This is a genomic window from Dokdonella sp., assembly GCF_041395345.1.
In the GTDB taxonomy this organism is placed as follows: domain Bacteria; phylum Pseudomonadota; class Gammaproteobacteria; order Xanthomonadales; family Rhodanobacteraceae; genus Dokdonella.
This window is the reverse complement of record NZ_JAWLAR010000002.1, coordinates 24,970-46,537: the sequence shown is the minus strand read 5'-3', so window position 1 is coordinate 46,537 and position 21,568 is coordinate 24,970. Positions and strand designations below refer to the sequence as shown.

The 21,568-nt window shown below is 61.0% G+C and carries 22 protein-coding genes and 1 tRNA gene; 9 read left to right on the top strand and 14 right to left on the bottom strand.

The features are described from left to right. Positions 1–156: 156 nt before the first annotated feature. From tolB to tsaB, 8 genes are all read left to right on the top strand, one after another. Positions 157–1,452 carry a Tol-Pal system beta propeller repeat protein TolB gene (gene tolB / locus R3F00_RS02265; RefSeq protein ID WP_371280304.1) on the top strand — a complete coding sequence of 432 codons (1,296 nt, stop codon included), beginning with the start codon at positions 157–159 and terminating at the stop codon, positions 1,450–1,452. A gap of 111 nt (positions 1,453–1,563) precedes the next feature. Continuing rightward, the gene (gene pal, locus R3F00_RS02260) at positions 1,564–2,076 is read left to right on the top strand and encodes a peptidoglycan-associated lipoprotein Pal (protein WP_371280080.1); all 513 of its coding nucleotides are present in this window, start codon (positions 1,564–1,566) and stop codon (positions 2,074–2,076) included. Positions 2,077–2,126: 50 nt separating this feature from the next. Further along, positions 2,127–2,987: a tol-pal system protein YbgF gene (ybgF, locus tag R3F00_RS02255; protein WP_371280079.1), complete on the top strand. Its 861-nt coding sequence runs from the start codon at positions 2,127–2,129 to the stop codon at positions 2,985–2,987. Between the two features lie 25 nt (positions 2,988–3,012). Continuing rightward, entirely contained in the window at positions 3,013–3,702 is a 690-nt protein-coding gene (gene queE, locus R3F00_RS02250) for a 7-carboxy-7-deazaguanine synthase QueE (RefSeq protein ID WP_371280078.1), read from the top strand. Positions 3,703–3,946: 244 nt separating this feature from the next. Continuing rightward, positions 3,947–4,627: a 7-cyano-7-deazaguanine synthase QueC gene (queC, locus tag R3F00_RS02245; RefSeq protein WP_371280077.1), complete on the top strand. Its 681-nt coding sequence runs from the start codon at positions 3,947–3,949 to the stop codon at positions 4,625–4,627. A 363-nt stretch (positions 4,628–4,990) separates the two neighbouring features. Continuing rightward, a tRNA-Lys gene (locus tag R3F00_RS02240) sits at positions 4,991–5,065 on the top strand. 129 nt (positions 5,066–5,194) lie between these two features. Continuing rightward, the gene (gene creD, locus R3F00_RS02235; protein ID WP_371280076.1) at positions 5,195–6,535 is read left to right on the top strand and encodes a cell envelope integrity protein CreD; all 1,341 of its coding nucleotides are present in this window, start codon (positions 5,195–5,197) and stop codon (positions 6,533–6,535) included. Next, positions 6,532–7,230, top strand: coding sequence for a tRNA (adenosine(37)-N6)-threonylcarbamoyltransferase complex dimerization subunit type 1 TsaB (gene tsaB / locus R3F00_RS02230; RefSeq protein ID WP_371280075.1), 699 nt, complete (start codon positions 6,532–6,534; stop codon positions 7,228–7,230). Before creD ends, tsaB begins: the two co-directional genes overlap by 4 nt. A 13-nt stretch (positions 7,231–7,243) precedes the next feature. Here tsaB and R3F00_RS02225 read toward each other — a convergent pair whose 3' ends face one another. Further along, positions 7,244–8,044 (bottom strand): methyltransferase domain-containing protein, encoded by an 801-nt coding sequence (locus R3F00_RS02225; RefSeq protein ID WP_371280074.1) that lies wholly within the window; start codon positions 8,042–8,044, stop codon positions 7,244–7,246. A 74-nt stretch (positions 8,045–8,118) separates the two neighbouring features. Between R3F00_RS02225 and R3F00_RS02220 the strand changes: the two genes are divergently transcribed. Beyond that, positions 8,119–9,381 carry a 2OG-Fe(II) oxygenase gene (locus tag R3F00_RS02220; protein WP_371280073.1) on the top strand — a complete coding sequence of 421 codons (1,263 nt, stop codon included), beginning with the start codon at positions 8,119–8,121 and terminating at the stop codon, positions 9,379–9,381. Positions 9,382–9,569: 188 nt separating this feature from the next. On the opposite strand, the gene R3F00_RS02215 is transcribed toward R3F00_RS02220, so the two are convergent. The 13 genes from R3F00_RS02215 to hpf all read right to left on the bottom strand — a co-directional run bounded on the left by R3F00_RS02215 (position 9,570) and on the right by hpf (position 21,433). Further along, on the bottom strand, positions 9,570–9,875 hold the full coding sequence (locus R3F00_RS02215; protein ID WP_371280072.1) for a hypothetical protein: 306 nt from the start codon (positions 9,873–9,875) through the stop codon (positions 9,570–9,572). A gap of 113 nt (positions 9,876–9,988) precedes the next feature. Next, a complete protein-coding gene (locus tag R3F00_RS02210) occupies positions 9,989–10,378 on the bottom strand; it encodes a hypothetical protein (protein ID WP_371280071.1) in 390 nt (129 codons plus the stop codon). A gap of 71 nt (positions 10,379–10,449) precedes the next feature. Beyond that, positions 10,450–11,592 (bottom strand): hypothetical protein, encoded by a 1,143-nt coding sequence (locus tag R3F00_RS02205; protein ID WP_371280070.1) that lies wholly within the window; start codon positions 11,590–11,592, stop codon positions 10,450–10,452. A 4-nt stretch (positions 11,593–11,596) separates the two neighbouring features. Continuing rightward, complete coding sequence (locus R3F00_RS02200) at positions 11,597–13,468, bottom strand: hypothetical protein (RefSeq protein WP_371280069.1); 1,872 nt, start codon at positions 13,466–13,468, stop codon at positions 11,597–11,599. 12 nt (positions 13,469–13,480) lie between these two features. Continuing rightward, on the bottom strand, positions 13,481–14,884 hold the full coding sequence (locus tag R3F00_RS02195; protein ID WP_371280068.1) for an MBOAT family protein: 1,404 nt from the start codon (positions 14,882–14,884) through the stop codon (positions 13,481–13,483). Between the two features lie 6 nt (positions 14,885–14,890). Further along, positions 14,891–15,835 (bottom strand): 2OG-Fe(II) oxygenase, encoded by a 945-nt coding sequence (locus R3F00_RS02190; RefSeq protein WP_371280067.1) that lies wholly within the window; start codon positions 15,833–15,835, stop codon positions 14,891–14,893. Positions 15,836–15,883: 48 nt separating this feature from the next. Next, positions 15,884–17,662 (bottom strand): phosphoenolpyruvate--protein phosphotransferase, encoded by a 1,779-nt coding sequence (ptsP, locus tag R3F00_RS02185; protein WP_371280066.1) that lies wholly within the window; start codon positions 17,660–17,662, stop codon positions 15,884–15,886. A gap of 238 nt (positions 17,663–17,900) precedes the next feature. Next, on the bottom strand, positions 17,901–18,170 hold the full coding sequence (locus tag R3F00_RS02180) for an HPr family phosphocarrier protein (RefSeq protein ID WP_371280065.1): 270 nt from the start codon (positions 18,168–18,170) through the stop codon (positions 17,901–17,903). Beyond that, positions 18,163–18,555, bottom strand: coding sequence for a PTS sugar transporter subunit IIA (locus R3F00_RS02175; RefSeq protein WP_371280064.1), 393 nt, complete (start codon positions 18,553–18,555; stop codon positions 18,163–18,165). Before R3F00_RS02175 ends, R3F00_RS02180 begins: the two co-directional genes overlap by 8 nt. Before the next feature lie 102 nt (positions 18,556–18,657). Further along, positions 18,658–19,542: an RNase adapter RapZ gene (gene rapZ / locus R3F00_RS02170; RefSeq protein ID WP_371280063.1), complete on the bottom strand. Its 885-nt coding sequence runs from the start codon at positions 19,540–19,542 to the stop codon at positions 18,658–18,660. A 4-nt stretch (positions 19,543–19,546) separates the two neighbouring features. Further along, a complete protein-coding gene (gene hprK, locus R3F00_RS02165; RefSeq protein WP_371280062.1) occupies positions 19,547–20,497 on the bottom strand; it encodes an HPr(Ser) kinase/phosphatase in 951 nt (316 codons plus the stop codon). Then, complete coding sequence (locus R3F00_RS02160; RefSeq protein WP_371280061.1) at positions 20,485–20,964, bottom strand: PTS sugar transporter subunit IIA; 480 nt, start codon at positions 20,962–20,964, stop codon at positions 20,485–20,487. Before R3F00_RS02160 ends, hprK begins: the two co-directional genes overlap by 13 nt. Before the next feature lie 148 nt (positions 20,965–21,112). Continuing rightward, positions 21,113–21,433 carry a ribosome hibernation-promoting factor, HPF/YfiA family gene (gene hpf, locus R3F00_RS02155; RefSeq protein WP_371280060.1) on the bottom strand — a complete coding sequence of 107 codons (321 nt, stop codon included), beginning with the start codon at positions 21,431–21,433 and terminating at the stop codon, positions 21,113–21,115. Between the last annotated feature and the right edge of the window lie 135 nt (positions 21,434–21,568).

The window sequence follows — 21,568 nt, the reverse complement described above, 5'->3', positions numbered from 1 at the left end:
GTTTTCACGGAAAGAAGCGGTGTCCAGAAGGCCCGCCAGTGGCACCGCGAGTCTTGTCAGGGCAACAAGCCTTCACGGCGCCTCGCAGCACGACTCGCAGACCTTGTGAATGCCATGGCGATCGTGCCATCCGATCAGCGTTTCCCTCGCCGTTTCATGGGGCGTCTCGGACTGGTCTTGCTGCTGCTGGCGAGCAGCCACGGCGTGTTTGCCCAGGGCCTGAGCATCGATATCACCGATGGCAGCCGCACGGCTGATCCGATCGCTGTCGTTCCATTCGCCTTCGAAGGCGCGGGCCTGCCGCCCGAGACCGACGTTTCGGAAATCGTGCGCGCCGATCTGGCCCGTTCCGGCAAGTTCTTCACCCTGGCCAGGCGCGACATCGTCGAATTTCCGACCCGCGAAGCCGAGGTAAAGTTCGCTACCTGGCGCCTGCTCAAGCAGAACTATCTGGTGGTCGGCCGGGTGGCCGATGCCGGAGACGGCGCCCTGCGCGTCGAATTCGAATTGTTCGATGTGGCTCGGCAGACCCGCATGATCGGCCTCGCCATCAGCGGTCAGCGGACGGCCATGCGTGATGTGGCCCACCAGATCGCCGATCTGGTCTATGAAAAGATCCTTGGCGAGCGCGGCGCATTCTGGACGCGCATTGCCTATGTCACCTCGGTCGGGCTCGGGCAGAACACCCAGTACGCGCTGATGGTTGCCGACTCGGACGGCTTCAACCCGCAGGTCGTGGTGCGCTCGCGGGAGCCATTGATGTCACCCGCCTGGTCGCCGGATGGCCGCCGCCTGGCCTATGTCTCGTTCGAACGCGGCAATTCCTCGATCTATATCCAGGATCTTTCCACCGGCTCTCGCGAACTTGTTTCCGCGAAAAAGGGCATCAACGGTGGGCCCGCATTCTCTCCCGACGGATCGCGCCTGGCGGTCAACCTGTCGTTTGCCGGCAATCCGGATATCTACATCATGGACCTGGCTTCGCGCAGCGAGCGACGCCTGACCAACCATTTCGCCATCGATGTCGAAGCGGCCTGGATGCCGGACGGCAGGAGCATCGTCTTTACCTCCGACCGCTCTGGTAAACCGCAGCTATACGAGGTGCCGGTTTCCGGGGGCGATGCCACCCGATTGACCTTCGAGGGTCAGTACAATGCGCGCGCCACGATCTGCTGCGACGGCAAGAAAATCGCCATGGCACAGGGTAATGGAAACGTGTATCGTATTACGGTTTTGGACCGCGCTACGGGGACTTACAACCAGATCTCACCGGGCAACATGGACGAATCGCCGAGTTTCGCGCCGAACGGCAGCATGGTTCTCTATGCCGCCACGGAAGGACCGAGAGGCGTGCTCTATGCAGTGTCTGCCGATGGACGGGTCAGGCAGCGCCTGGTGCTTGCGGACGGAGATGTGAGGGAGCCCGCCTGGGGCCCGTTCCGCCAGCGTTAATCGAACCCAGCATAAGAATGAGAAGTCCGGAGCACCGGCACGAACACGTCGTGAACAGCTGTCCCATCAATGAACATCCGTAACCAACCTATTTGTCCGAGGGGAACACCCATGAAGTTTGCCGTACGTATTCTGTTTGCAACCATCCTTGTCGCCGGCATGGCCGCCTGCGCAAAGAAGACCGTCAAGCCAGAGCAGCAAGAATCGGCGCCGCCGGTTGCCCAGACCAAGCCTGCTGATACCAGCGGCAAGTACAAGGTCGGTGACCTCGACAGCGACTCCTGCCTGCGTCAGCGCGTCGTCTACTTCGACCTCGACCAGACCGTGATCAAGTCGGAGTTCCAGGCCCAGATTTCCTGCCATGCAGCCTATCTGCGTCAGTTCCCGAATGCGCGCGTGACGCTTGAAGGCAATGCCGACGAGCGCGGCACCCGCGAGTACAACCTGGGTCTCGGCGAGCGTCGTGGCAATGCCGTGCAGAGCGCACTGAGTGCAGCAGGTGCATCCTACGACCAGCTGACCGTCGTCAGCTACGGCGAAGAGCGTCCGGTCGATCGTGGCCACGACGAAGCCGCGTGGGCCAAGAACCGCCGCGTCGAAATCGTCTACACCAGCGCCAACTGATGTTTCTGCGTCAATCACGTTTGAGCAAGTGCGTTGTAGCAGCGGTCGTCATGACCGCTGCTGTGCTTGTTGCGCCGGCGCAGGCCCAGCAACGCCTGAGCCTGTCCGAGCGTGTCGAGCGCCTCGAGCAGCAGGTTTCGGGCAACGGCAGTTCGGGCAGCATCGATCTGGTCAACCAGATCCAGGCTCTGCAATCGCAGGTGCAGGTTCTGCAAGGGCAGGTCGAGGAGCTGCGCCACGAACTCGGCCAGGCGCAGCAGCGCTCCAAGGACCAGTATATCGATCTCGATTCGCGCATCGGCCGGATCGAGGGCGGCGCGGCCGCGACTTCGGCGACACCGGAACCGGGTTCCATGAACCAGGATCTGCAGGACATCGAGCTCGGTACGACATCGCAAGCGAACACAGGGTCGCTGACGGCCACCGACATGCAGTTGTTGCCGCCAGCCGAGACCAGCACCAGTGCACCGCTCGAGCTCGGTGAGCCGGCCACGCAGGAGCTTCCTGCCGCCGCCGACCCGGAAGCCGAAAAGCGTGCGTACGACGAGGCCTTTTCCGCGCTGAAAGATGGCCGCTATGCGGAATCGGCGCGTCGATTCCAGGCATTCATTACCGACTATCCGGATACCGACCTGACCGGCAACGCGTACTACTGGCTCGGTGAGTCGTACTACGTGACCCAGAACTACCAGGTTGCACTGGATACCTTTGCGACGCTGCTGGCCCGTTTCCCGCAGAACCAGAAGGCTCCCGATGCCTTGCTCAAGACGGGCTATTGCCAATACGAGCTCAAGCAGTGGGATGCGGCCGAAGCGACTCTCAACCAGGTGATCGCCACCTATCCGGACACCACCGTTTCGAGGCTGGCCCAGGGGCGCATGCGCGCCTTGCAACTGGAAAACCGACGCTGAGCCCGGAAACGGGCTCCCCCTCGTCATGGTCGTGGAAAGCTCCGTAGCGGATCCGCTCGCATCGGACAGCACGTTGTCGCGGTTGCGGATCAGCGAGATTTTCCTGTCCCTGCAAGGCGAGTCCGACAGTATCGGCTGGCCCACCGTTTTCGTTCGCCTGACCGGCTGCCCCTTGCGCTGCGTCTGGTGCGATACCGAATATGCATTCCACGGTGGCGAATGGCAGGTCATCGACCACATCGTGGCGAAGGTCGCCGAATTCGGCGTTCGCCATGTCTGCGTCACCGGTGGCGAGCCGCTGGCACAAAAGCGATGCCTCGCCCTGCTGACGGCGTTGTGCGACCGCGGCCTTGAAGTTTCGCTGGAGACATCCGGCGCACTGGACGTTGCGGATGTCGATCCGCGCGTGCGCAAGGTGGTCGACGTGAAGGCGCCGGGCTCGGGTGAGGTTTCAAGAAATCTCTGGAGCAATCTCGATCACCTGAACAGGCACGACCAGCTCAAGTTTGTGCTGGCCAATCGCGAGGACTATGACTGGGCGGTAGCCAGGGTCCGCGAACACAAGCTGCAGGAACGCTGCCCCGTGCTTTTTTCGCCGGTTCACGAAAAACTCTCACCGCGGGAACTGGCCGACTGGATTGTCGCTGACCGCTTGCCGGTGCGTTTCCAGATGCAATTGCACAAGTTGCTCTGGGGCGAGACACCGGGGCATTAGGATTGTGCTGAATCGAAGGATTTTTGCAGGAGGAGGCTTCAGCCCCGATGCTCTTCGGCGCATCGCGACAAGAGCATCGGGGCTGAAGCCTCCTCCTACGTACAGCCCCGTCACCGCGTACTCGGGGCATGCCTCAAGGAACTTTCGGTGGCGCATTTCAGAATCACGGTAGAACGAAAGTGTCGAATTCCAGCTGAGAAGTACTTATTGGCGACACAGCCAGGAATCTAGAACTCAAACCACCATGGACAAAGAAACAAGCAAATCGGCCGTAGTTCTTGTCTCCGGTGGCATGGATTCCGCTGTCACCCTGGCCTTGGCGCGTGAGCAAGGCTTTGTTGCCCACGCCCTCAGTGTTTCCTACGGGCAACGGCACTCTTCCGAACTGGTTGCCGCGGCACGCATCGCACGGCAGCAGGGTGCCGCCCAGCACAAGACCGTGACGGTCGACCTTCGCTCCATTGGCGGCTCTGCGCTGACAGCGGATATCGAGGTGCCCGAACAGGGGGGCGATGGCATCCCGGTGACCTATGTGCCCGCGCGCAACACGATCATGTTGTCGATCGCGCTTGGCTGGGCCGAGGTGCTCGGTGCGGACGACATCTTCTGTGGGGTCAACGCGGTCGATTACTCGGGCTATCCGGATTGTCGACCTGCCTTCATCGAGGCGTTCGATCAACTGGCCAATCTCGCCACGAAATCGGGCGTCGAGGGGCATCGCATGCGTGTCCACGCGCCATTGATGCGGATGAGCAAGGCCGACATCGCCCGCGAGGGCATGCGCCTCGGTATCGACTTCGCCGAGACCGTGTCCTGCTATCAGGCGGATGCGGAGGGCAGGGCCTGCGGACACTGCGATGCCTGCCGGTTGCGCGCCGAAGGATTCGCGGCCGCGGGAATCAAGGATCCGACACGCTACCGTTAATCGTCGAATGTCGCTAAACTTGGCGGTTCGCACGTCACATGCGGGCAGCGGCCGACTGTTTCCTGGTCCAGCCGGCCCGAATTGCTGTCGTCGAATTGCGGGTCTTGGCAGGAGCGGCTGTAGCCACGATGCTTTTTTGCGACTTCCTTCGAATGGAGGAGTGATCGATTCGAGGCTTTGATGCTTGTCATCTCAGCCCGGACCCTCACCCCGTACCCTCTCCCGGCGGGAGAGGGGGAGTGATCGATTCGAGGCTTTGATGCTTGTCATCTCAGCCCGGACCCTCACCCCGTACCCTCTCCCACGGGGAGAGGGGGAGTGATCGTCGCGCTTTGCGCGACAGCGGTATTTGATTGAAGCAGGGGGCCGTTAGCTCAGCGGTAGAGCAGTGGACTTTTAATCCATTGGTCGAAGGTTCAAATCCTTCACGGCCCACCACTCCCGGTCACTCGCAGGCCGACCAGTCGCCCAGGCGCCCTGCGGCGCCCGACAATTGCCACAAGACTGTCCGGGCCGCGCCCGTTCCTGCAGGTCTCATGGTCCTCGAAACCTACGAGGAGCACGATCATGCAGGCGCGCAACTGGACTCAAGGTGTCACCATCAAGGCAATGGGCGTGGGCTTGCTTGCCCTCCTCATGCTGATACCGCTCTGGCAGGTTCAAAGCCTGACTTTCGAGCGCCAGGGTCTCGAGCAACAGGCGCGCATGAAGATCGCCGAGCGCTGGGGTGGGATCCAGCGTGTAGGGGGTCCGGTCCTCGTGGTACCGGTGCGCTGGCAGGTGCAGACCGACAAGGGCTGGATCAATCGCGACGAGCCCTATTATGTCCTCCCGGAACGCCTTGATATCCGTGGAAGTCTCGAGTCCGAAGTGCGCAGCTACGGAATCTACGCGACGCCGATCTACACAGCCGCGCTATCCATGTCCGGCCATTTCAGCGACGAGGCCATGGTCAAACTGGCATCCCAGGGCGGCGTGCCTCGCTGGGACCAGGCCGTGTTGCGTTTTCCGGTATCGGACGTGCGCGGCATACGCAACCTGTCGCCCTTGCGACTAAACGGCGAAGAACGCTCGTTCGGCCCCGGAAGCGAAGGCCTGGGCGGCATCAGCGCAACCGAAGTGCCATGGCCGATCGATACCGCTCCTTCCGCGGGCAAGCATGCGTTCTCGCTTGAACTGCGACTTGCGGGCACGGCCGAGCTGCATTTTCTGCCACTGGGCCGCGAGACCGACGTCACCCTGGCCGGGACCTGGCCGGATCCGAGCTACGCGGGCTCTTTCCTGCCCGAGCGGCGCAAGGGCGATGCGTCCGGCTTTGAGGCCCACTGGCAGGTGCTCGACCTCAATCGCAGCTACGGGCAGCAGGGTCCGACCTCGAGTCTGCAATTCCAGGCCCTGCAACAGTCAGCGTTTGGCGTCGAATTGTTCCAGCCGGTCGGCACTTACCAGCGCAACGAGCGCGCCGGCAAATATGGCGTTCTCTTCATCGCACTGACGTTCGTCGCCCTCTTCCTGTTCGAGGCCCTGGGGCGCTGGCGCGTGCATCCGGTCCAGTACCTGATGGTGGGTCTGGCCCTCTGCACGTTCTATGTCGTGCTGCTGGCCTTGTCCGAGCAGATCGGCTTCGCCTGGGCTTATGCCCTTGCTGCCATGGCCGTGGTCGGCATCATCGCGGGCTACGCTGCAGCCTCGGCCCGCAGCCGCGGAGCGGGGAGGATGCTCGGTGCGCTGCTGGCCCTGGTCTATGTGCTGCTCTACGGCCTGGTCATCAGCGAACAGTATTCCCTGTTGATGGGCGCAATAGCCCTGCTGCTTGCCATCGGCTCGCTGATGTACCTGACCCGGCGCATCGACTGGTACGGCCTGGGCGGCGTGTCCGTCGACAGCACAGGTAGAATGCCGTCATGAATCTTCTCGCCATTGAAACGTCAACCGAATGCTGTTCGGTCGCCCTGAGCTGCGACGGTGCCCTGTACGCGCGTAGCGAGATTGCGCCTCGTCGCCACGCGGAGTTGCTTCTGCCCATGTGCGACGAGGTGCTTGCACAAGCCGGTGTATCGCGCCGGCAGCTGGACGTGATTGCCGTAGGTCGAGGTCCCGGCGCCTTCACCGGTGTGCGTCTCGCCATTTCAGCGGCGCAGGGCATGGCGCTTGCCCTGGATCTTCCGGTGATCCCGGTTTCGTCGCTGGCGGCGCTGGCCATGCAAGCCCCCGCCAATGGCAAGCCGATATTCGCCGTGATCGACGCGCGCATGGGCGAGGTCTATGCCGGAACCTTCCGCAAGACAGCGGAGGGCCTCGTCGAACCGATTGGATCCGAAAGCGTGGGTTCCGCCGAGTTCCTGGATTTCTCGGGCGCAGGCGAGTGGAACGTCGTCGGAACCGGGTGGGAAACCTATGCCGCCATCATCCGCAACCGGATGCATGGCGAGCCGGTCTGGGCGAAAGGCCTTTGCTATCCGCAGGCAGCCTGTGTGGCGCGACTCGCCGTTCAAGAACACGAGGCCGGCATCGGCCTTGCCCCGGAACTGGCCTTGCCGGTCTACCTGCGAGACAAGGTCGCATTGACCAGCACGGAGCAGGCGAACGCGCGGCAGGGATGATCCTGAAGTCCCGTCAGCTTCTGCGCTGAAGTACCAATTCGAAGGCTTGACCGTCCTCATGCCGGGCATCCCAGTGGACTACCTGCATGCCATGGCGTGGCGCGACCTGATCAAACCACTTGCGTGAAAAATACGTGACATGCGCCGGAACGTGCAGGTAGGAGTAGTTCTTCCAGGCATCAATGCCCATGTTCGGCTTCCACCCTGTTGGACGGTAGGGTGCAGTCACGAAGAGTTTCCCACCCGGCTTGAGGCGACGTGATATCGCGCCGAGCATTGCTTCCGGATCCACCAGATGCTCGATGACATGGGTCATTGATGCAAGGTCGAACTTTTCGTCCGTCGGCAGAGTATCCAGACTTCCGACATGGTATTGATCGACCCAGTCGCATTTCTCCGCGCATTCGCCGCTGACGTCCTGAGCTACCGTATGGCAGCTGGAGTCCGAATCCTTGCTTGCCCTGGAAACCCAGGCGTATCCGGCTCCAACCTCGAGTACGCGGGCCTGGCTTCCCGGTAGCAACCGCCGATGACGGACCGCACCTCGGTAGTAATCGAGAATTCGCTCGACCTGTTCCTCGGACGTGTAGTGATCATCCGCGAACTGGACCGACTCCTCGTAGAGAACGCGCAGGTCGTCATCAGTAGGAGCAGGGCTCAGATACACCGAGTCGCACCGCGGGCAGTGAATCAGCTCGAATTCGGAAGTGTGAAACGGACCTGGATGCGTTGGCGAAACCTTGCCGACTACTGCAAGCTTCGCGTTCTCCCTGCAGGCGCGGCAGAGCGTTATCGGCTTTCGCTTGAAAAACATGGGTCTTGGGCTCCAATGCCTGTTTGAGTCGAACGCTTCGTATAATCCCCGGACTACCTGGCCCGGATGCCCCAATGAACCTGATTTCTTCAACAGCAGCGCGGCAACGGGAGGATCTTGCGCGCGCGTTCAGCGTAGCAGAGCCTTTTCGACATGTGGTCATCAATGGCTTTCTTGATCCGGATTTCTGCGCTCGGCTGGCACAGGATTTTCCAGGGTTTGAAGAGCGTCACGCGCTGAATGAAATGGGCCAGGTTGGCGGCAAGGCCGTGCGAATGGATGTGCGCGACATATCAGATGCCTACAGGGAGCTGGACGAATTCCTGCAGACCTCTGAATTTCTCGACTACGTTTCAACTTTAACCGGTATTCCGGATCTGCTCTACGATCCCGACTATGTCGGCGGTGGTACCCATGAGAACCGTCACGGGCAGGGGCTCGACCCGCACGTCGATTTCAACTACCACCCACGCACGCACTGGCATCGCCGCCTCAATCTGATCGTTTATCTCAATGACGAATGGGATGCAGCCTGGGGCGGGGAGCTTGAATTGCATTCTGATCCCTGGGACGCAGCAAGCAACCGTACGACCAGCGTGTCCCCGCTGATGAACAAGGCCGTGGTTTTCGAAACGACCGAGGCTTCATGGCACGGCTTTTCGAGTGTCCGGCTTCCCGAGAATCGCCAGAATCTGTCGCGAAAATCATTTGCGATCTATCTCTATACGCGGACCCGGCCTGTCGAGGAAACGGCGCCGCCGCATGCGACTATCTATGTTCCCGAGATGATGCCGGTGGACTGGCGAGCCGGCCGGGAGCTGTCCGAATCGGACCTTCGCGCTTTGCGCAATCGCTTCGCGCGTTTGCGCACCCAACTCAGATATCTCTACGATCGCGAGAAGCATTTCGGCGCGCAGATCACTGCTCTCGAACGTGCGCTCGCCGAAGCTCGGGACTCGCAGCGCCTGGAATTGCAGGGTTATGCAGTCCAGCCAAGAGGAGCGAAAGGGCTTTGGCCAGATGGATGGGCAGCAACCGAGTTCGAAGCTGCCTTCGAGCCGACGCGACGAGCCAAGGCGATAGTCCTGGACCTCTGGGTGCCGAATCAACTGCAGACGGATCAGGTGCTACGGATCGAGATGAACGGGGAAGTATTCAACCAGGATCTGGTGCGCGGTTCACGCACCCCGATCAAGCTGAAGATTCGCTCAGGCGCCGGAACCGCTGTGAACCTCAGGATCCACGCGGCAGAATCTTGGCGCCCCTCCGTGGACGACCCATCAGGTGATTGCCGGGACCTGGCGTACAAGATCGTTTCCGCGCAATTGATCCACTGAACCAGTCTTTCAAGCAGCTGGGCCATTGCCAGTGCGAACCGATTCTTGTCGAATCCGATCCCGTTTCTGCTTCGCTTCAGAAAAGAAATGAAGCGCCATTCCCGCTCCCGGCCGTGTTCCGGTTGCGGGCCGGGCACACAGCCGGCGCTGGAAAGCAATCGGACTCTCCGAGGCCCTGGTGAATCGATTCACCATCCTGGCTCGATGACAATGCCGTGTTCTTTGGTATGCAGATCAATTTCAAGATGAAGGTTCGGCCGAAGAACCGGAATGGATTCCGCTGCGCGGGCTGCCAGTTTTTTCAATCCGGTGCCCTGCACCAGATAGTAGTCCCGAATGACCTTTACCTTGCTTGGCCTGAAGTCGGGTGACAGAAGACTGAAATAGCGGACCAGTTCATGCTTCGAGAATTCACGCCAATGATGGGCATGCGTGCGCGTATTCAGAATTCCATCGACGCTCAACCCGCCAGCAAATCCACGCAGGAACCTCATGATGTCCCACGCGCGACCATTCCAGGCCTAGTAGTTGGGCGTGGTCACCAACAGGCGACCATTCGGAGCAAGAATCCTGTGAACCTGCTTCCAGAACCTCACCGGATTGAAGGTTATGTGTTCGATGATTTCCGTAACAGGATTACATCGACACTTGAATCCGGGAGTACGTCGAGTTCGATGCCGGCTTCAAGGTCGTGGCAAGGTATCAGTTCGATATCGTTCGCACGCGCAAGCGACTGCACGCTCGTCATCTCGAATGTAATCGGCATGTCTACCGCGATGACTTCAAAACCAGCCTGCTTCCAGAGAATTGCCTGGTGCAGCCAATGCGCACCAATATCCAGCACCCGCTTTCCTCGAGACAATTCCCAACTCGAACAGAACTCTTCAAGCGTTGTGGCGAATCGACGGTAGTGATGCGTCAAGTACTCCCAATCGGTATTGTCATGTGGCTCAAAATGAGTCGCGAAAGTCTTGGCGTCAGGAATGGATGGCTGCACTTGGTTCGTCCTGAAAACTCATTGGGCCAGTCAAGGCGCGAGGTTGTTCAATCAGCGCAGCAAGCGATCGGCTAGGGAGCGGGATGTTGAGCCGGAGCGTACAGCACATCCGAAACTCGTGGAATCAGCCACTCGGAAAAGACGTTTCGGCCAAGGACGCTCTGGTGATAGAAATCGCCGAAGTACAGGCATTCTTCTGCACCTCTCGAGTCGAAAAAATTCGTCGCATCGATCAGCTGGATTGTTCCATCTGAAGCAAGCGGCTGGAGCACGTCCAGAGCCCACTGGTGGAGTCCATCGGCATTGGCGTCCGATCGCCAGATTCTTGCGGTGGGCATCAGAATGACGATCGGCCGCCTGGGCCACTGGATGGATCGAAGCTGCCCCTGTACGAGCTCGCGGGTCCGCACCATGAACTCAGGCTCAGGCGACTCGCGCCTGAGTCGGGCATAGTCTTGCCTTGACGCCAACGTCGTCCGAATCTGGCTGCATTGACTCCTAAGCCCGGGCAGCGATTCAACAGCCGCTTCGACTGCGTCGCATGATGCCAGCGTTGCCACATGCCACTTGCACATGTTGCCGGGCAATTCGAATTTTTGGAAGAGTCTTTCTGTTTCGTCTCTTGCGGATTTCTTGCGGATTCTGTTCAGCCTCGAAAATGGATCGGAAAGAAAGGCGCGGATGTCTTCACGCCAGGCGAAAAGTGCCAGCCGACTGCCGAAACTCTCGATTTTGGAAGCTTCAAACGGGACGTGTGCGGCAACCCATGCATCCTCCGAAGCGGTCCGGAATGGCTGCACGATGCCGAGCTCGTAGTACCCGTTTCCGTACCAGGCCAAGTCCTGAACCGAAAGCGCAATGACGCCGCCCTCGATTTCCGGATGGTGCTGTTCCAGCCAATCCGAAAGTACTCCTATTGTCATCCAGTGGGTGCCGGGCATGCTCAGGTTTGCGTGCACCATACCGTGCTTGCGGGCAGCGTCTGCAATGAGCTCGTGGTCAAGGCCGTACTCGGGGCGAGAGCTTCCGAGAGTCACGAAGTCCAGTTTCGACAGGGAGGCGGAAAGCAGGCTGCGTTTGACCTCGATGCTTCTACCTGCATGGCTGCGAGGTTCGGCTACCGGCTCCCAGGCACCCAGGCGAAACAGCAGCTCGACGGCTGCCACCAGAAAAAGTGGCAGAACGACGATCAGGATTTGCCTTGTTCGTGACACCTGCTTACCTCTCTGCCGGCAGGTCGGCCAGAACCGTGGCGAGTCCCAAGCCCGGGTCGAGCACTCCGAGACGGTACTTCTCGAAGTTCTGGTAGTTGCCTACATATCCCGTAAAGCCCTTCTTGCGCGGCAACTTCATGCGCGGTTCGGAAGGCTTGCCATCAATGAAGCTCGGCAGCGCGAAACCTCGGATCCGGTTCTCTGCGTCGAGCACGACCATCGGGCCCTGCTTGAGGACCCATCGGATTTCATCCTGCACGACTACGCTGAACGTGGCCGCCGGTTCGCCCGTGAATGCGTCCTGCAAGGTTTTCAGTCCATAGACAACGGCAGCCACGTCTCCGTCCGGCGCCCTGGTCTTGACGGCCTCGCCGAGGAGGGAGGATTCCGGGCCGGCGAACATGGCCAGTCGCCGGGAGCGCAAGAGTTCGAGTGTGTGCGCCACGTCTTCGTGTCGAGCGGAAGCGTCGTCGGGAAACATTCGTGGATCGAAAACACCGGAGAGGATCGCTGCAGCGGACGCCTGACTGTTCTTGTAGACCGCTTCGCCCCAGCCTGCCCATTTTCTATGGCTGGGATAGAGCAATAGCGGGATACACAATATCGCGGCAAGCGTGGGCATCCGGATCGCCGGGCGCGCGGTATCCAGTCTGAGCAAGCCGAGGATGGCAATGCCGATCCAGAATGTGCAGGACCAGGGCAGGTATCGATCAGCAAACAGTTCGTCCGGCAGCCTTGCCATGTAGTCGAGACGTCCGATGCCGATAAGTATCGAGATGGCCGCGCCAAACAGCGACATGGTCAGGGCGATGTTTTCGATGGCAGTGGCGGGAGCCCGACGACGCATGCGTTTGACAACAACGAGCGCCAGCATGAGGAAGCCTGTCAGTCCGAACAGGAGTGAGCCGGCTTGCCGCAATCCGGACCCGGTCAGTTGCTGGATTCCGTTGGCGGACGAGGCCAACACGACTCCGGCGGTGGTGGTTTGTGCGTCAGCGCTCATCCACGGGTACAGCGGCGGGTCGGCGAATCCCAGCCATGCATTGACCCAGGGCGATCCGATCCAGCGCGCGGCGGTCGCGATGCTGTCAATCGGTCGGAGTTGCAGCATCTGGCGGACGCCGTCGTCGCTTGGCAGCACCCAGAGGTATACGAACAGCGAAACGCCAAGGCCAACGGCCAGGATGGCAACGGCGCGCAAGGGAACCCGAGACAACCAGGCCACCAGTGCGACGGCAGGAAATGCGGCGACACCCGCACCAAAGCAGAACATGGCGCCCGTACAGAAGAGTGTCGCCAGTGTCATCCAGCGCGCTGGTGCATTCCGTGATGCGCGCTGCGTGCACGGGGCAGCCAGCAACACGAGCAAGCCAGGCAGGTAGACGTGCAGCAGCTCGTTGCCATGTAGCAGCATGCGTGCATTGGCCAGCCAGAAAATGCCGATCAGGGCTACCGCCACGGCGGCTGCGCGCATCGGCATGGAGATCGAGTGCTGCCGCCACACAGCCAGTGCAGGAATCGCAGCCATCAGAAAAGCGCAGCTCGCTCCCACCACGATATGCAGGATCTGGTTGGCGTTCATCCAGTGGATCTCGGCCAATGTGATCAGGATCGGCAGAATCGGGCGATGGCCGTTTTCGAGCTGGATGATGTTTTCCGGAAACGCGAACTCGAGGTAGTGCGGATACATCTTGTACTGGTCGAACATCGGCTGGCGCCAACCGAAATTGACGATTTCGAGCAACCCGGTCAGAAGAAAATAGCCGCCTTCCAGCAGCAGGATCAGGGTGACCAGAAGGGTCGCTGTTCGCTTCAACAGGCCGAGAGCCGAGGGCGTGCCGGTACCGAAAAGGATTGTGGATGCCTGTGATTGCATGTGCCGTCCTGGCTAGAATTGAAAGTAGATGAATGGTGTGCTGACGGCTGGCGTAAACCAGATCAGGGCCAGGAGCGCGCAAGTGACCGTGCCGACAAACAGCGGCCCTTCGCTGGCGCTCATGCGCTGCTTGATCCGGCGATCGTTGCCGAGGAACTGGGCATAGGCAAGCAATCCGAGCAGTACGCACAGCCCCAGGTGGCTGTCCTTGTCAAAATCGAGGAGGGAAAAGCCGCCAAGGTTGGAGAAGATCTGTGCCGCACCTGCCAGATCGGGCGCGCGGAAGAAGATCCAGGCCAGGCAGACAAGATGGAAGCAGATGGCGACGCGCAGCAGGCGGAAGAATCGGCCTTCGCGGTTCCATCCGGGCCAATGCTTGTGGATGGTGCGTTCGACGGCGAGGTAGGCGCCGTGCAGACCGCCCCAGATGACGAAGTTCCAGCTTGCGCCATGCCAGAGTCCGCCCAGCAGCATGGTCAGCATGAGATTGACCATGGTGCGACCCGGACCCTTGCGGTTTCCACCCAGCGAGATGTACAGGTAGTCGCGCAACCAGCGCGAAAGCGTCATGTGCCAGCGTCGCCAGAAATCCTGGATCGACTCCGCGACATACGGGTAGTTGAAGTTTTTCGGAAAGCGGAAGCCGAGCAGCAGGGCGCAGCCGATCGCGATATCGGTGTAGCCGGAGAAATCACAGTAGATCTGGAAAGCAAACGCGTAGATCGCGAGCAGGGTGTCCCAGAATCCCTGCCCCAGCGGGGCATCGAATACCGGATCCACGACGAGGGCCAGATTGTCGGCGACGACCATCTTCTTCACGTAGCCCAGTGAAATCAGGATCAGGGCCTGGCGAACCATGCCGAAGTCGACGCTGCGATCTCGATCCAGTTCATGGAAGAACTCGCCGTCGCGAACAATGGGCCCGGCGACCAGTTGCGGAAAAAAGGCGATGAACAGCGAGTAGTCGAGCGGATTGCGCCGCGGCGGACTGTCCCCGCGGTAGACATCGATGGTGTAGGAAAGACTCTGGAAGGTATAGAACGAGATGCCGATCGGCAGCAGCAGATCCAGCGGCGTGATCGGCATGCCGATGCCCGCCAGAGAATCCACGGCATTCCAGTTCGAAATGGCCCAGTTCGCGTACTTGAAGAAGAACAGCACGCCGAGATTTGCGACCAGGCTGATGACCAGCAACTGGCGCGGCCGCCTGACCCGGACAATTCCAAGACCGATGGCGTAGTCCGTGGCTGTCGAGAACAGGATCAGCAGCAGGTACAGCCAGCTCCATTGGCCGTAGAAATAGTAGCTGGCTGCCAGCAGCATCAGCTTCTGCGCCGTCGGCCAGCGCAGCAGCGCCTGGTTCAGGGCCAGGACGACAATGAAGAATGCGACGTAGTGAAATGAATTGAACAGCACAAGCAATCAGCCGCGAAGGCGAGAGCGGGCAACCTTGAGAAAATAGCGCAATCGCCCCAGCCGTCCGGCGTAGAGCGCGGAACGTGCCTGCTCCAGCTGGGTGCTTGCACGGGTGATATCGCGATAGAGCCTCTGGTTGTGCTGGTCGCGCCGCTTCAGCAGCACGCGCAATTCCTCGACGTCGGCCTCGCTCAAGGTCCTTCCTGCGACGAATTTGTCGGGCAGGGGGCGGTCCACGTAAATCGTGGAATGGGTGTCGGCCAGTTCGTCGGCCGGCCGATCCCTGGTGTAGAAGTAAAGCGCGATCGAGCGCCGGCTGAGCTGCTTGCGCGACTCCGGCAACGTGATCCGGCTGAAGCCGTGCCAGCTCGACTCGGTGGTCTCGAAAATCACGCAGCGATTGAAAGCAGGAGTGATCAGACTGATTTCGTCGTCATCGGAACGCGGATCGGAGTGGATCTCGAGCGAGCCGCCCCAGGCATCTTCCCACTCGCGATTCAGGTAGACGATCAGGTTCAGCCGGCGATGCCAGTTTTCGACCGGATGGCGGTTGAAGTCGACATGCGAATCGAGATCCTGGCCCTCGCGGTTCTCGTGCGTGCCGCCGCCGAAGTACCAGGGATCGTAAATCAGGCCATCGATGCCGGTCAGGCGCCCGACCAGTTCGAGAAAGGTTTCGGACTGGATCAGCTCGTCGAGCTGCTGGTAGGCAGTTCCGAGCTCGTGTACACGCTCCACGGTCGACTTGTTGCCGAGTTCTCCGGCTTCGTTGCGTGCGTTGCCTCTCTCGAACGAGGGAAACTGGGCGAGCAGGCGGTCGGCGAATTCGCTGTCGAGGAAATCGTCGATGACGACGTGACGAAACGGTTTCCTCGGCGCGAAGCGCGCAGCGATGTCGCCAGAGTTCGCAAGGACGTCGGGATTGAGCAGGGAATCGGGATTGGCAGGCATGGGGGCTACGCGCGTCGGTGAGGCCGCGTGGTGTGTGCGGATTGGGTATCAGGGAGCCATCGTTTCTGGCCCGCTATTTTCCACTATTGCCGGGGATTTCACACGCATGCGCTGCAAGACCTTCAGAATGCCTTCCCGACTTGACGCGCGAAGCAGACTGGGCGCCAGTTTGCGCAGTTCGGCCTGATCGAGTGTGTTGACGATTTCACGAACCTCAAGCAGCAGCCCGGGGTGCATGCTGAATTCGGTCAGGCCCAGGGCAATCAGCATGGCCGTGAAATACACGTCGCCGGCAATTTCCCCGCACAGGGTGACCGGTCGATTGGCGCGCTTGCAGGTGGCGATAGTCTGCGCAATCAGGCGCAGGACGGCCGGGTGCAGGGGGTCGTAGAGGTTGCCCAGCTCGTTGTTGTTGCGATCGGCGGCCAGCGTGTACTGGACCAGGTCATTGGTGCCTATCGAGACGAAGTCGAGCTTGCGAATCAGGCTGGGCAGGGCAATGGCGGCCGCCGGCACCTCGATCATGGCACCGACTTCGAACTGATCGGTAATCTGGTGGCCCTCGTAGCGGAGTTGCCTGGCGCACTCAAGGATCATTCGCCGAACGGTCACGATTTCCTCGATCGAGCTGACCATCGGAATCAGGATGCGCACCGGGCCATAGCTGGTCGTGCGCAGAATGGCGCGCAGCTGGGTATGCATGAGTTGGGGCGTGCGCAGCGAAAGGCGTACGCCGCGTACGCCGAGGGCCGGATTGAGCTCGTCCTTCAGCACCAGCCCTGCGCTGTCCACCTTGTCCGCGCCGAGATCAAGCGTGCGGATCGTGACCGGCAGTCCGCCCATGCCAAGCACGAGGTCGCGGTAGGCCAGGAACTGCTCTTCCTCGCCAGGGGCATCCTTGCGTTGCAGGAACAGGAATTCGGTGCGGTACAACCCGATGCCGGCGGCACCACAGGAACGCGCCTGCGCCACTTCACCCGGCAACTCAGCATTGGCATGAAGGTGGATGGCTACGCCGTCGAGGGTTCGCGTGTCGGCATCACGCAGTCGCTCGCGCCTTTTTTCGTGCTGGGCGGACTCGCGCTGCCATTGGCGGAAGCCGGCGAGATCCTGAGCGGTGGGATGGACAATGATCTGGCCGCTGTCGCCATCGATCAGGACGAGGTCGCCATCCTGCAGATGCGAGAGCGCCTCGTGCGAACCCACCACCATGGGCAGGCGCAACGAACGGGACAGGATGGCGCTATGGGAAAGCGTGCTGCCAGCCGTCAGCACGAAGCCGAGTACGCCGTGTTCGGCCAGCGGCACCATTTCGGACGGTGCGACCGTGTCACTGATGAGTATTTCGCCGACTCGAGACGCAAGTTTGCGCTCTTCGACGCTGGATTCGCGATTGAGTGCGCCCTCGACACGGCCGATGACATGCTCGATGTCTTCACGACGACTGCGCAGGTAAGGGTCGTCCATGGCTTCGAACACGGCCACGAGGCTTTCGCGCTGCCTTTTCAGGGCTGCACTGGCGTGGAAGCGGCCTTCGCGAATCAGGTCGTGCAGACCCTGGATGAAGACGGGGTCCTCCAGGATCAGGCTGTGGGCATCGATGAATTCGCCCACTTCCCGGGCCAGCGGTCCTTCAAGCTTGTCGCGCACTGCCTGCAATTCGTCGCGCGCAGCAGACAGTGCTTCATCGATGCGCTCGAGCTCGCCTTCGATTTCGTCGGCTTCGAGGCGGGATTCATCGACCAGGTAGCGGCTGGGTTGTTCGAGGCGTGCGCGTCCGAGCGCCATGCCTCGCGATGCACCATTGCCTTCCAGTCTCAGTCGCACGCCTTGTCCTGCTCCTTGTCGGCTCCCTGTCGAACTATACCGGTTGGGGAAGGATTTCGGCCGGTAGCCGACAGACTGCCTGCGCTTTTCAGGCCCAGGGGACTGCCATGGATCATGCGCTCACCGAAGACCGGGCTTCCCAGCCGGACTTCAAGGCCCCCGGATGACTCTGACCGGCTGCTGGCGCATGCATCCCGGCTGTGCGAACCGGCCATGCCCTCCTGCAGCGGGGGAAATGCTATTGGCCCTCGTCGAATTTCCGCTCGAACAGATCCACCAGGGCGGCCATGGCGGCTTCTTCGTCAGGGCCGTCCACGCGCAGGGTGAGGACCGCACCGAGACCGGCTGCGAGCATCATCACCCCCATGATGCTTTTCGCATTCACTTCCTTGCCGCGGTAGCCCATGAATATCGTCGACTTGAAACCGTGCAGGGTCTGCACAAGTTTCGCCGAGGCCCGCGCATGCAGGCCGAGCTTGTTGCTGATGGTGATTTCGCGTTCAAGCATGATCGATGAATATTCCTCCGCGTCCGCCGCTGGCTGCGGTCTGCGCGAGTTCGTCCAGTGATTGCTCCGGGTAGTTCAATACCCGCAACAGCATGGGCAGGTTGAGGCCAGAGACGCAATGCATGTTCAAGCCCAGGGCCGGCAGGCGCTGGGCCACGTTGCAGGGCGTCGCGCCGTACAGATCCGTCAGAACGAGGACGCCGCCTCCGTCATCGAGTTCGCGGGCGTGGCGTGCGGCCTCGGTCAGCATGTTGTCGGGATCCGCGCTGGAGCCCACTTCGATGACGTCCAGAGGCAGGGTCATTTTTCCAAGCACGTGCCGCGCAGCGGTGACGAGCGCAGCGCCCATGGCTTCGTGGGTCAACAGGAGTACACCGACGCTCATGCCTGGAACTTCCCAAGGCGCCAGAAGCGCCGGTTCAACTGCGTATCAGGGTACCCGACTCCGTGTCCTGGCGGGACCATGGTCGCTGCGGGCGCGTCGATTTCATTCGAGTTCACGGTGATAGCTCAGAACCTGGGTGAAGGATTCGCGAAAGTGTTCGGCCAGGCGTTCGACCAGGTGGACGGAACGATGGCGGCCGCCGGTACAACCGATGCAGATGGTGACATAGCTGCGGCCTTCGTCCCTGAATCGCGACAGCCAGGTATCCAGAAATCCCTGCAGATGTTCCCGAAACAGGACCACGTCCGGCTGAGCCTCCAGCCACTCGCGCACGGGCGCATCGCGCCCGGACAGTGGACGCAGCAACGGATTCCAGTGCGGGTTGGGCAGACAGCGTGCATCGAACACGAAATCCGCGTCCGGTGGCACGCCATGCTTGTAGGCGAAGGACTCGAACAGCAGGGTCAGCGAACCGGCCTTCATGCCCAGTTCGGCGATGACCAGCCGCCGCAACTGGTGCACATTCAGTTCGCTGGTATCGATCACGCGGTCGGCGATCGCGGCGACCTGGCGCATCAGCTTGCGTTCCAGGGCAATGGCATCGGCCAGTCCTAGCCGGTCGCCGGAGAGCGGGTGGCGACGCCGGGTTTCCGAATAGCGCTTGATCAGCACTTCATCGCGCGTGTCCAGAAACACCAGCTCATAGGCGATGCCGACTTCGGCGAGCCCGGCCAGGATACCGGGCAAGCGGTTCAGATCATCGGCGCGGTTGCGCACGTCGACTCCGACCGCGAGACGCGGATGCAGGTCTCTTGCGTCCTCGGACACGGCCCTGACGAAGGCAGGCATCAAGGCGCTGGGAAGGTTGTCGACGCAGTAGTAGTCGAGATCCTCCAGGGTGCGCAGTGCCACCGACTTGCCGGAGCCGGACAAGCCACTGACGACGATCAGTCGGATCTTTGCGGCGTTCGAAGTGGTGTCGCTCATCGGGTCACCATGGTGGCAGGCGGCGCAACTGATGCGCCTGGCGGTCGACGAAAGTCTGCGCCGGGTCGAGTCCTTTTGACTTGAGCATGTGACTGCGCACGGCGGCCTCGGCGAGCACTGCGATGTTGCGTCCCGACGCTACCGGGATGACGATTTGCGGGATCGGCACATCAAGGATATCGCGGTAGCCGACGTCGCCGTAGAGCCGTTTCATCTCGTCATCGGCTCCGGTCTGGGTCATCGGTTGGAGATGCACGACCAGGCGCAGGTATTTCGACGGCTTCACCGCCGTGTGGCCGAACATCTCGCGTACGTTGAGAACGCCCAGGCCGCGTACTTCAAGCAGGTCCCTGAGCATTTCGGGGCAGGTGCCGTCGATGACATCGGGTGCGATCAGGGTGAACTCGGGCGCATCATCGGCCACGAGGCGATGGCCACGCGTGATCAGTTCGAGTGCAAGTTCGCTCTTGCCCGTACCGCTTTCGCCGGTGATCAGTACGCCGATCGAATTCACTTCCATGAGCACGCCGTGCAGGGTGACCTGCCTGGCCAGTCCGCGCGCCAGGTGGTACTGCAGATAGGTGAGCAGTTCGTGGCCGCGCTTGGGGCTGGTCCACAACGGAGTCTGCGATTCTTCGGCTGCATCGCGCAGGTCGCCCGGAATGGGCTGGTCCTTGGTCACGATCAGGGCAATCGAGCGATAGGCCATGATCTTTTCGATCGTCTCCCAGCGCTGCCGTGAATCGAGTCCGTCCAGATAGGACAATTCCTCGGTGCCGATGATCTGCACCTTGTTCGGATAGATGATGTTGAGGTAGCCGATCTGCGAAGGACGCCGGGACTTCTTGTCGCCGGGCTCGATTGCGCGGCCTTCGCCACGAAGCCCCGCGACCCAGCGCAATTGCATGCGCTCGCCGACAGCATCGTAGAGTTGGCGCGAAGTCAGTCTGTCCATGCGGATTCCCCGGTACTCTTGCGTTTGAATTCTGCCAGTTTCGCGATCACTGCGCTGGCATCACCTGCTTCGCGCAAGTCGGCGGTCAGCTGCCTGTCCGAAAACATTTCGGCGAGTTCTGCCAGCAGAAGCAGGTGTTGATCGGCGAATCCGGTTGGCACGACCAGCGCGGCGACCAGATCGACGGGCTCTGCATCCAGCGCGTCGAATTCGAGTGGCGTCTGCAACTTGATGAACACGGCGCGAACCTGCCCGGTTTCCTCGATTCGGCCATGTGGAATGGCCACGCCATGGCCCAGGCCGGTGGAGCCGAGATCTTCCCGGGCCTGCAAGGCCTGGTTGATTTCCTCTTCGTCGCCCTGGTCTCCGGCCAGCAGCGTGGCGATTTCCGCCAGCAGTTCGGTCTTGTCGGCGGCGACCAGATCCGCTCGCACGCGTTCCGGTGTCAACAGGTCCAGGAATGACATGCGAGGCAGAAAAGGTCGAGAGTCGGAGGAGGGCACAGTATGGCATCGCAGCGCGCCCAGACGTGATCCGGGCGGATTCTGCAGCGACGGCGGGCGCTAGCCGGGGTATCCGGCCTGTTTCGAATTGCAGGCCGGATACCCAAGGAACCTATTCGTAGCGAGTGGCGCGAACCTCCTCGTTGTGATGGTTGGTCAGCTTTTCCTTGTGCTTTCGAACTTGCGCGGTGAGCTTGTCGGCCAGCGCATCAATGGCGGAATACATGTCGGCAGCGACTGCATCGGCGTGCATCGCCTTGCCGGACACCAGGATCGTGGCCTCGGCCTTGTGCAACAGTTTCTCGATGCCGAGTACGATCGATAACTCGTGAAGGTGGTCAAAATGCCGGTTCAGACGTTCCATCTTGGACTCCGCGTGCTGACGCAGTGCGGGCGTGACATCGATCTGATGGCCTTTGATTGTGATCTGCATAACAACCTCCTTCTGTAAAGGACCGGTCCTGCCGGCCCGAATGGAATCGCTGTACGACCGCGATTCCGCTTTTCTGCCTGTTGTTCGAACGGCGCATCGGATTCGACACGGAAATCGGGCAGGCGTTCCCGGATC

Excerpts from the sequence above, each read along its gene's own strand:
- tolB (WP_371280304.1), top strand. The coding sequence starts at position 157 with ATGGGGCGTCTCGGACTGGTCTTGCTGCTGCTGGCGAGCAGCCACGGC.
- pal (WP_371280080.1), top strand. The coding sequence starts at position 1,564 with ATGAAGTTTGCCGTACGTATTCTGTTTGCAACCATCCTTGTCGCCGGC.
- ybgF (WP_371280079.1), top strand. The coding sequence starts at position 2,127 with ATGACCGCTGCTGTGCTTGTTGCGCCGGCGCAGGCCCAGCAACGCCTG.
- queE (WP_371280078.1), top strand. The coding sequence starts at position 3,013 with ATGGTCGTGGAAAGCTCCGTAGCGGATCCGCTCGCATCGGACAGCACG.
- queC (WP_371280077.1), top strand. The coding sequence starts at position 3,947 with ATGGACAAAGAAACAAGCAAATCGGCCGTAGTTCTTGTCTCCGGTGGC.
- creD (WP_371280076.1), top strand. The coding sequence starts at position 5,195 with ATGCAGGCGCGCAACTGGACTCAAGGTGTCACCATCAAGGCAATGGGC.
- tsaB (WP_371280075.1), top strand. The coding sequence starts at position 6,532 with ATGAATCTTCTCGCCATTGAAACGTCAACCGAATGCTGTTCGGTCGCC.
- R3F00_RS02225 (WP_371280074.1), bottom strand. The coding sequence starts at position 8,044 with ATGTTTTTCAAGCGAAAGCCGATAACGCTCTGCCGCGCCTGCAGGGAG.
- R3F00_RS02220 (WP_371280073.1), top strand. The coding sequence starts at position 8,119 with ATGAACCTGATTTCTTCAACAGCAGCGCGGCAACGGGAGGATCTTGCG.
- R3F00_RS02215 (WP_371280072.1), bottom strand. The coding sequence starts at position 9,875 with ATGAGGTTCCTGCGTGGATTTGCTGGCGGGTTGAGCGTCGATGGAATT.
- R3F00_RS02200 (WP_371280069.1), bottom strand. The coding sequence starts at position 13,468 with ATGCAATCACAGGCATCCACAATCCTTTTCGGTACCGGCACGCCCTCG.
- R3F00_RS02190 (WP_371280067.1), bottom strand. The coding sequence starts at position 15,835 with ATGCCTGCCAATCCCGATTCCCTGCTCAATCCCGACGTCCTTGCGAAC.
- R3F00_RS02180 (WP_371280065.1), bottom strand. The coding sequence starts at position 18,170 with ATGCTTGAACGCGAAATCACCATCAGCAACAAGCTCGGCCTGCATGCG.
- R3F00_RS02175 (WP_371280064.1), bottom strand. The coding sequence starts at position 18,555 with ATGAGCGTCGGTGTACTCCTGTTGACCCACGAAGCCATGGGCGCTGCG.
- rapZ (WP_371280063.1), bottom strand. The coding sequence starts at position 19,542 with ATGAGCGACACCACTTCGAACGCCGCAAAGATCCGACTGATCGTCGTC.
- hprK (WP_371280062.1), bottom strand. The coding sequence starts at position 20,497 with ATGGACAGACTGACTTCGCGCCAACTCTACGATGCTGTCGGCGAGCGC.
- R3F00_RS02160 (WP_371280061.1), bottom strand. The coding sequence starts at position 20,964 with ATGTCATTCCTGGACCTGTTGACACCGGAACGCGTGCGAGCGGATCTG.
- hpf (WP_371280060.1), bottom strand. The coding sequence starts at position 21,433 with ATGCAGATCACAATCAAAGGCCATCAGATCGATGTCACGCCCGCACTG.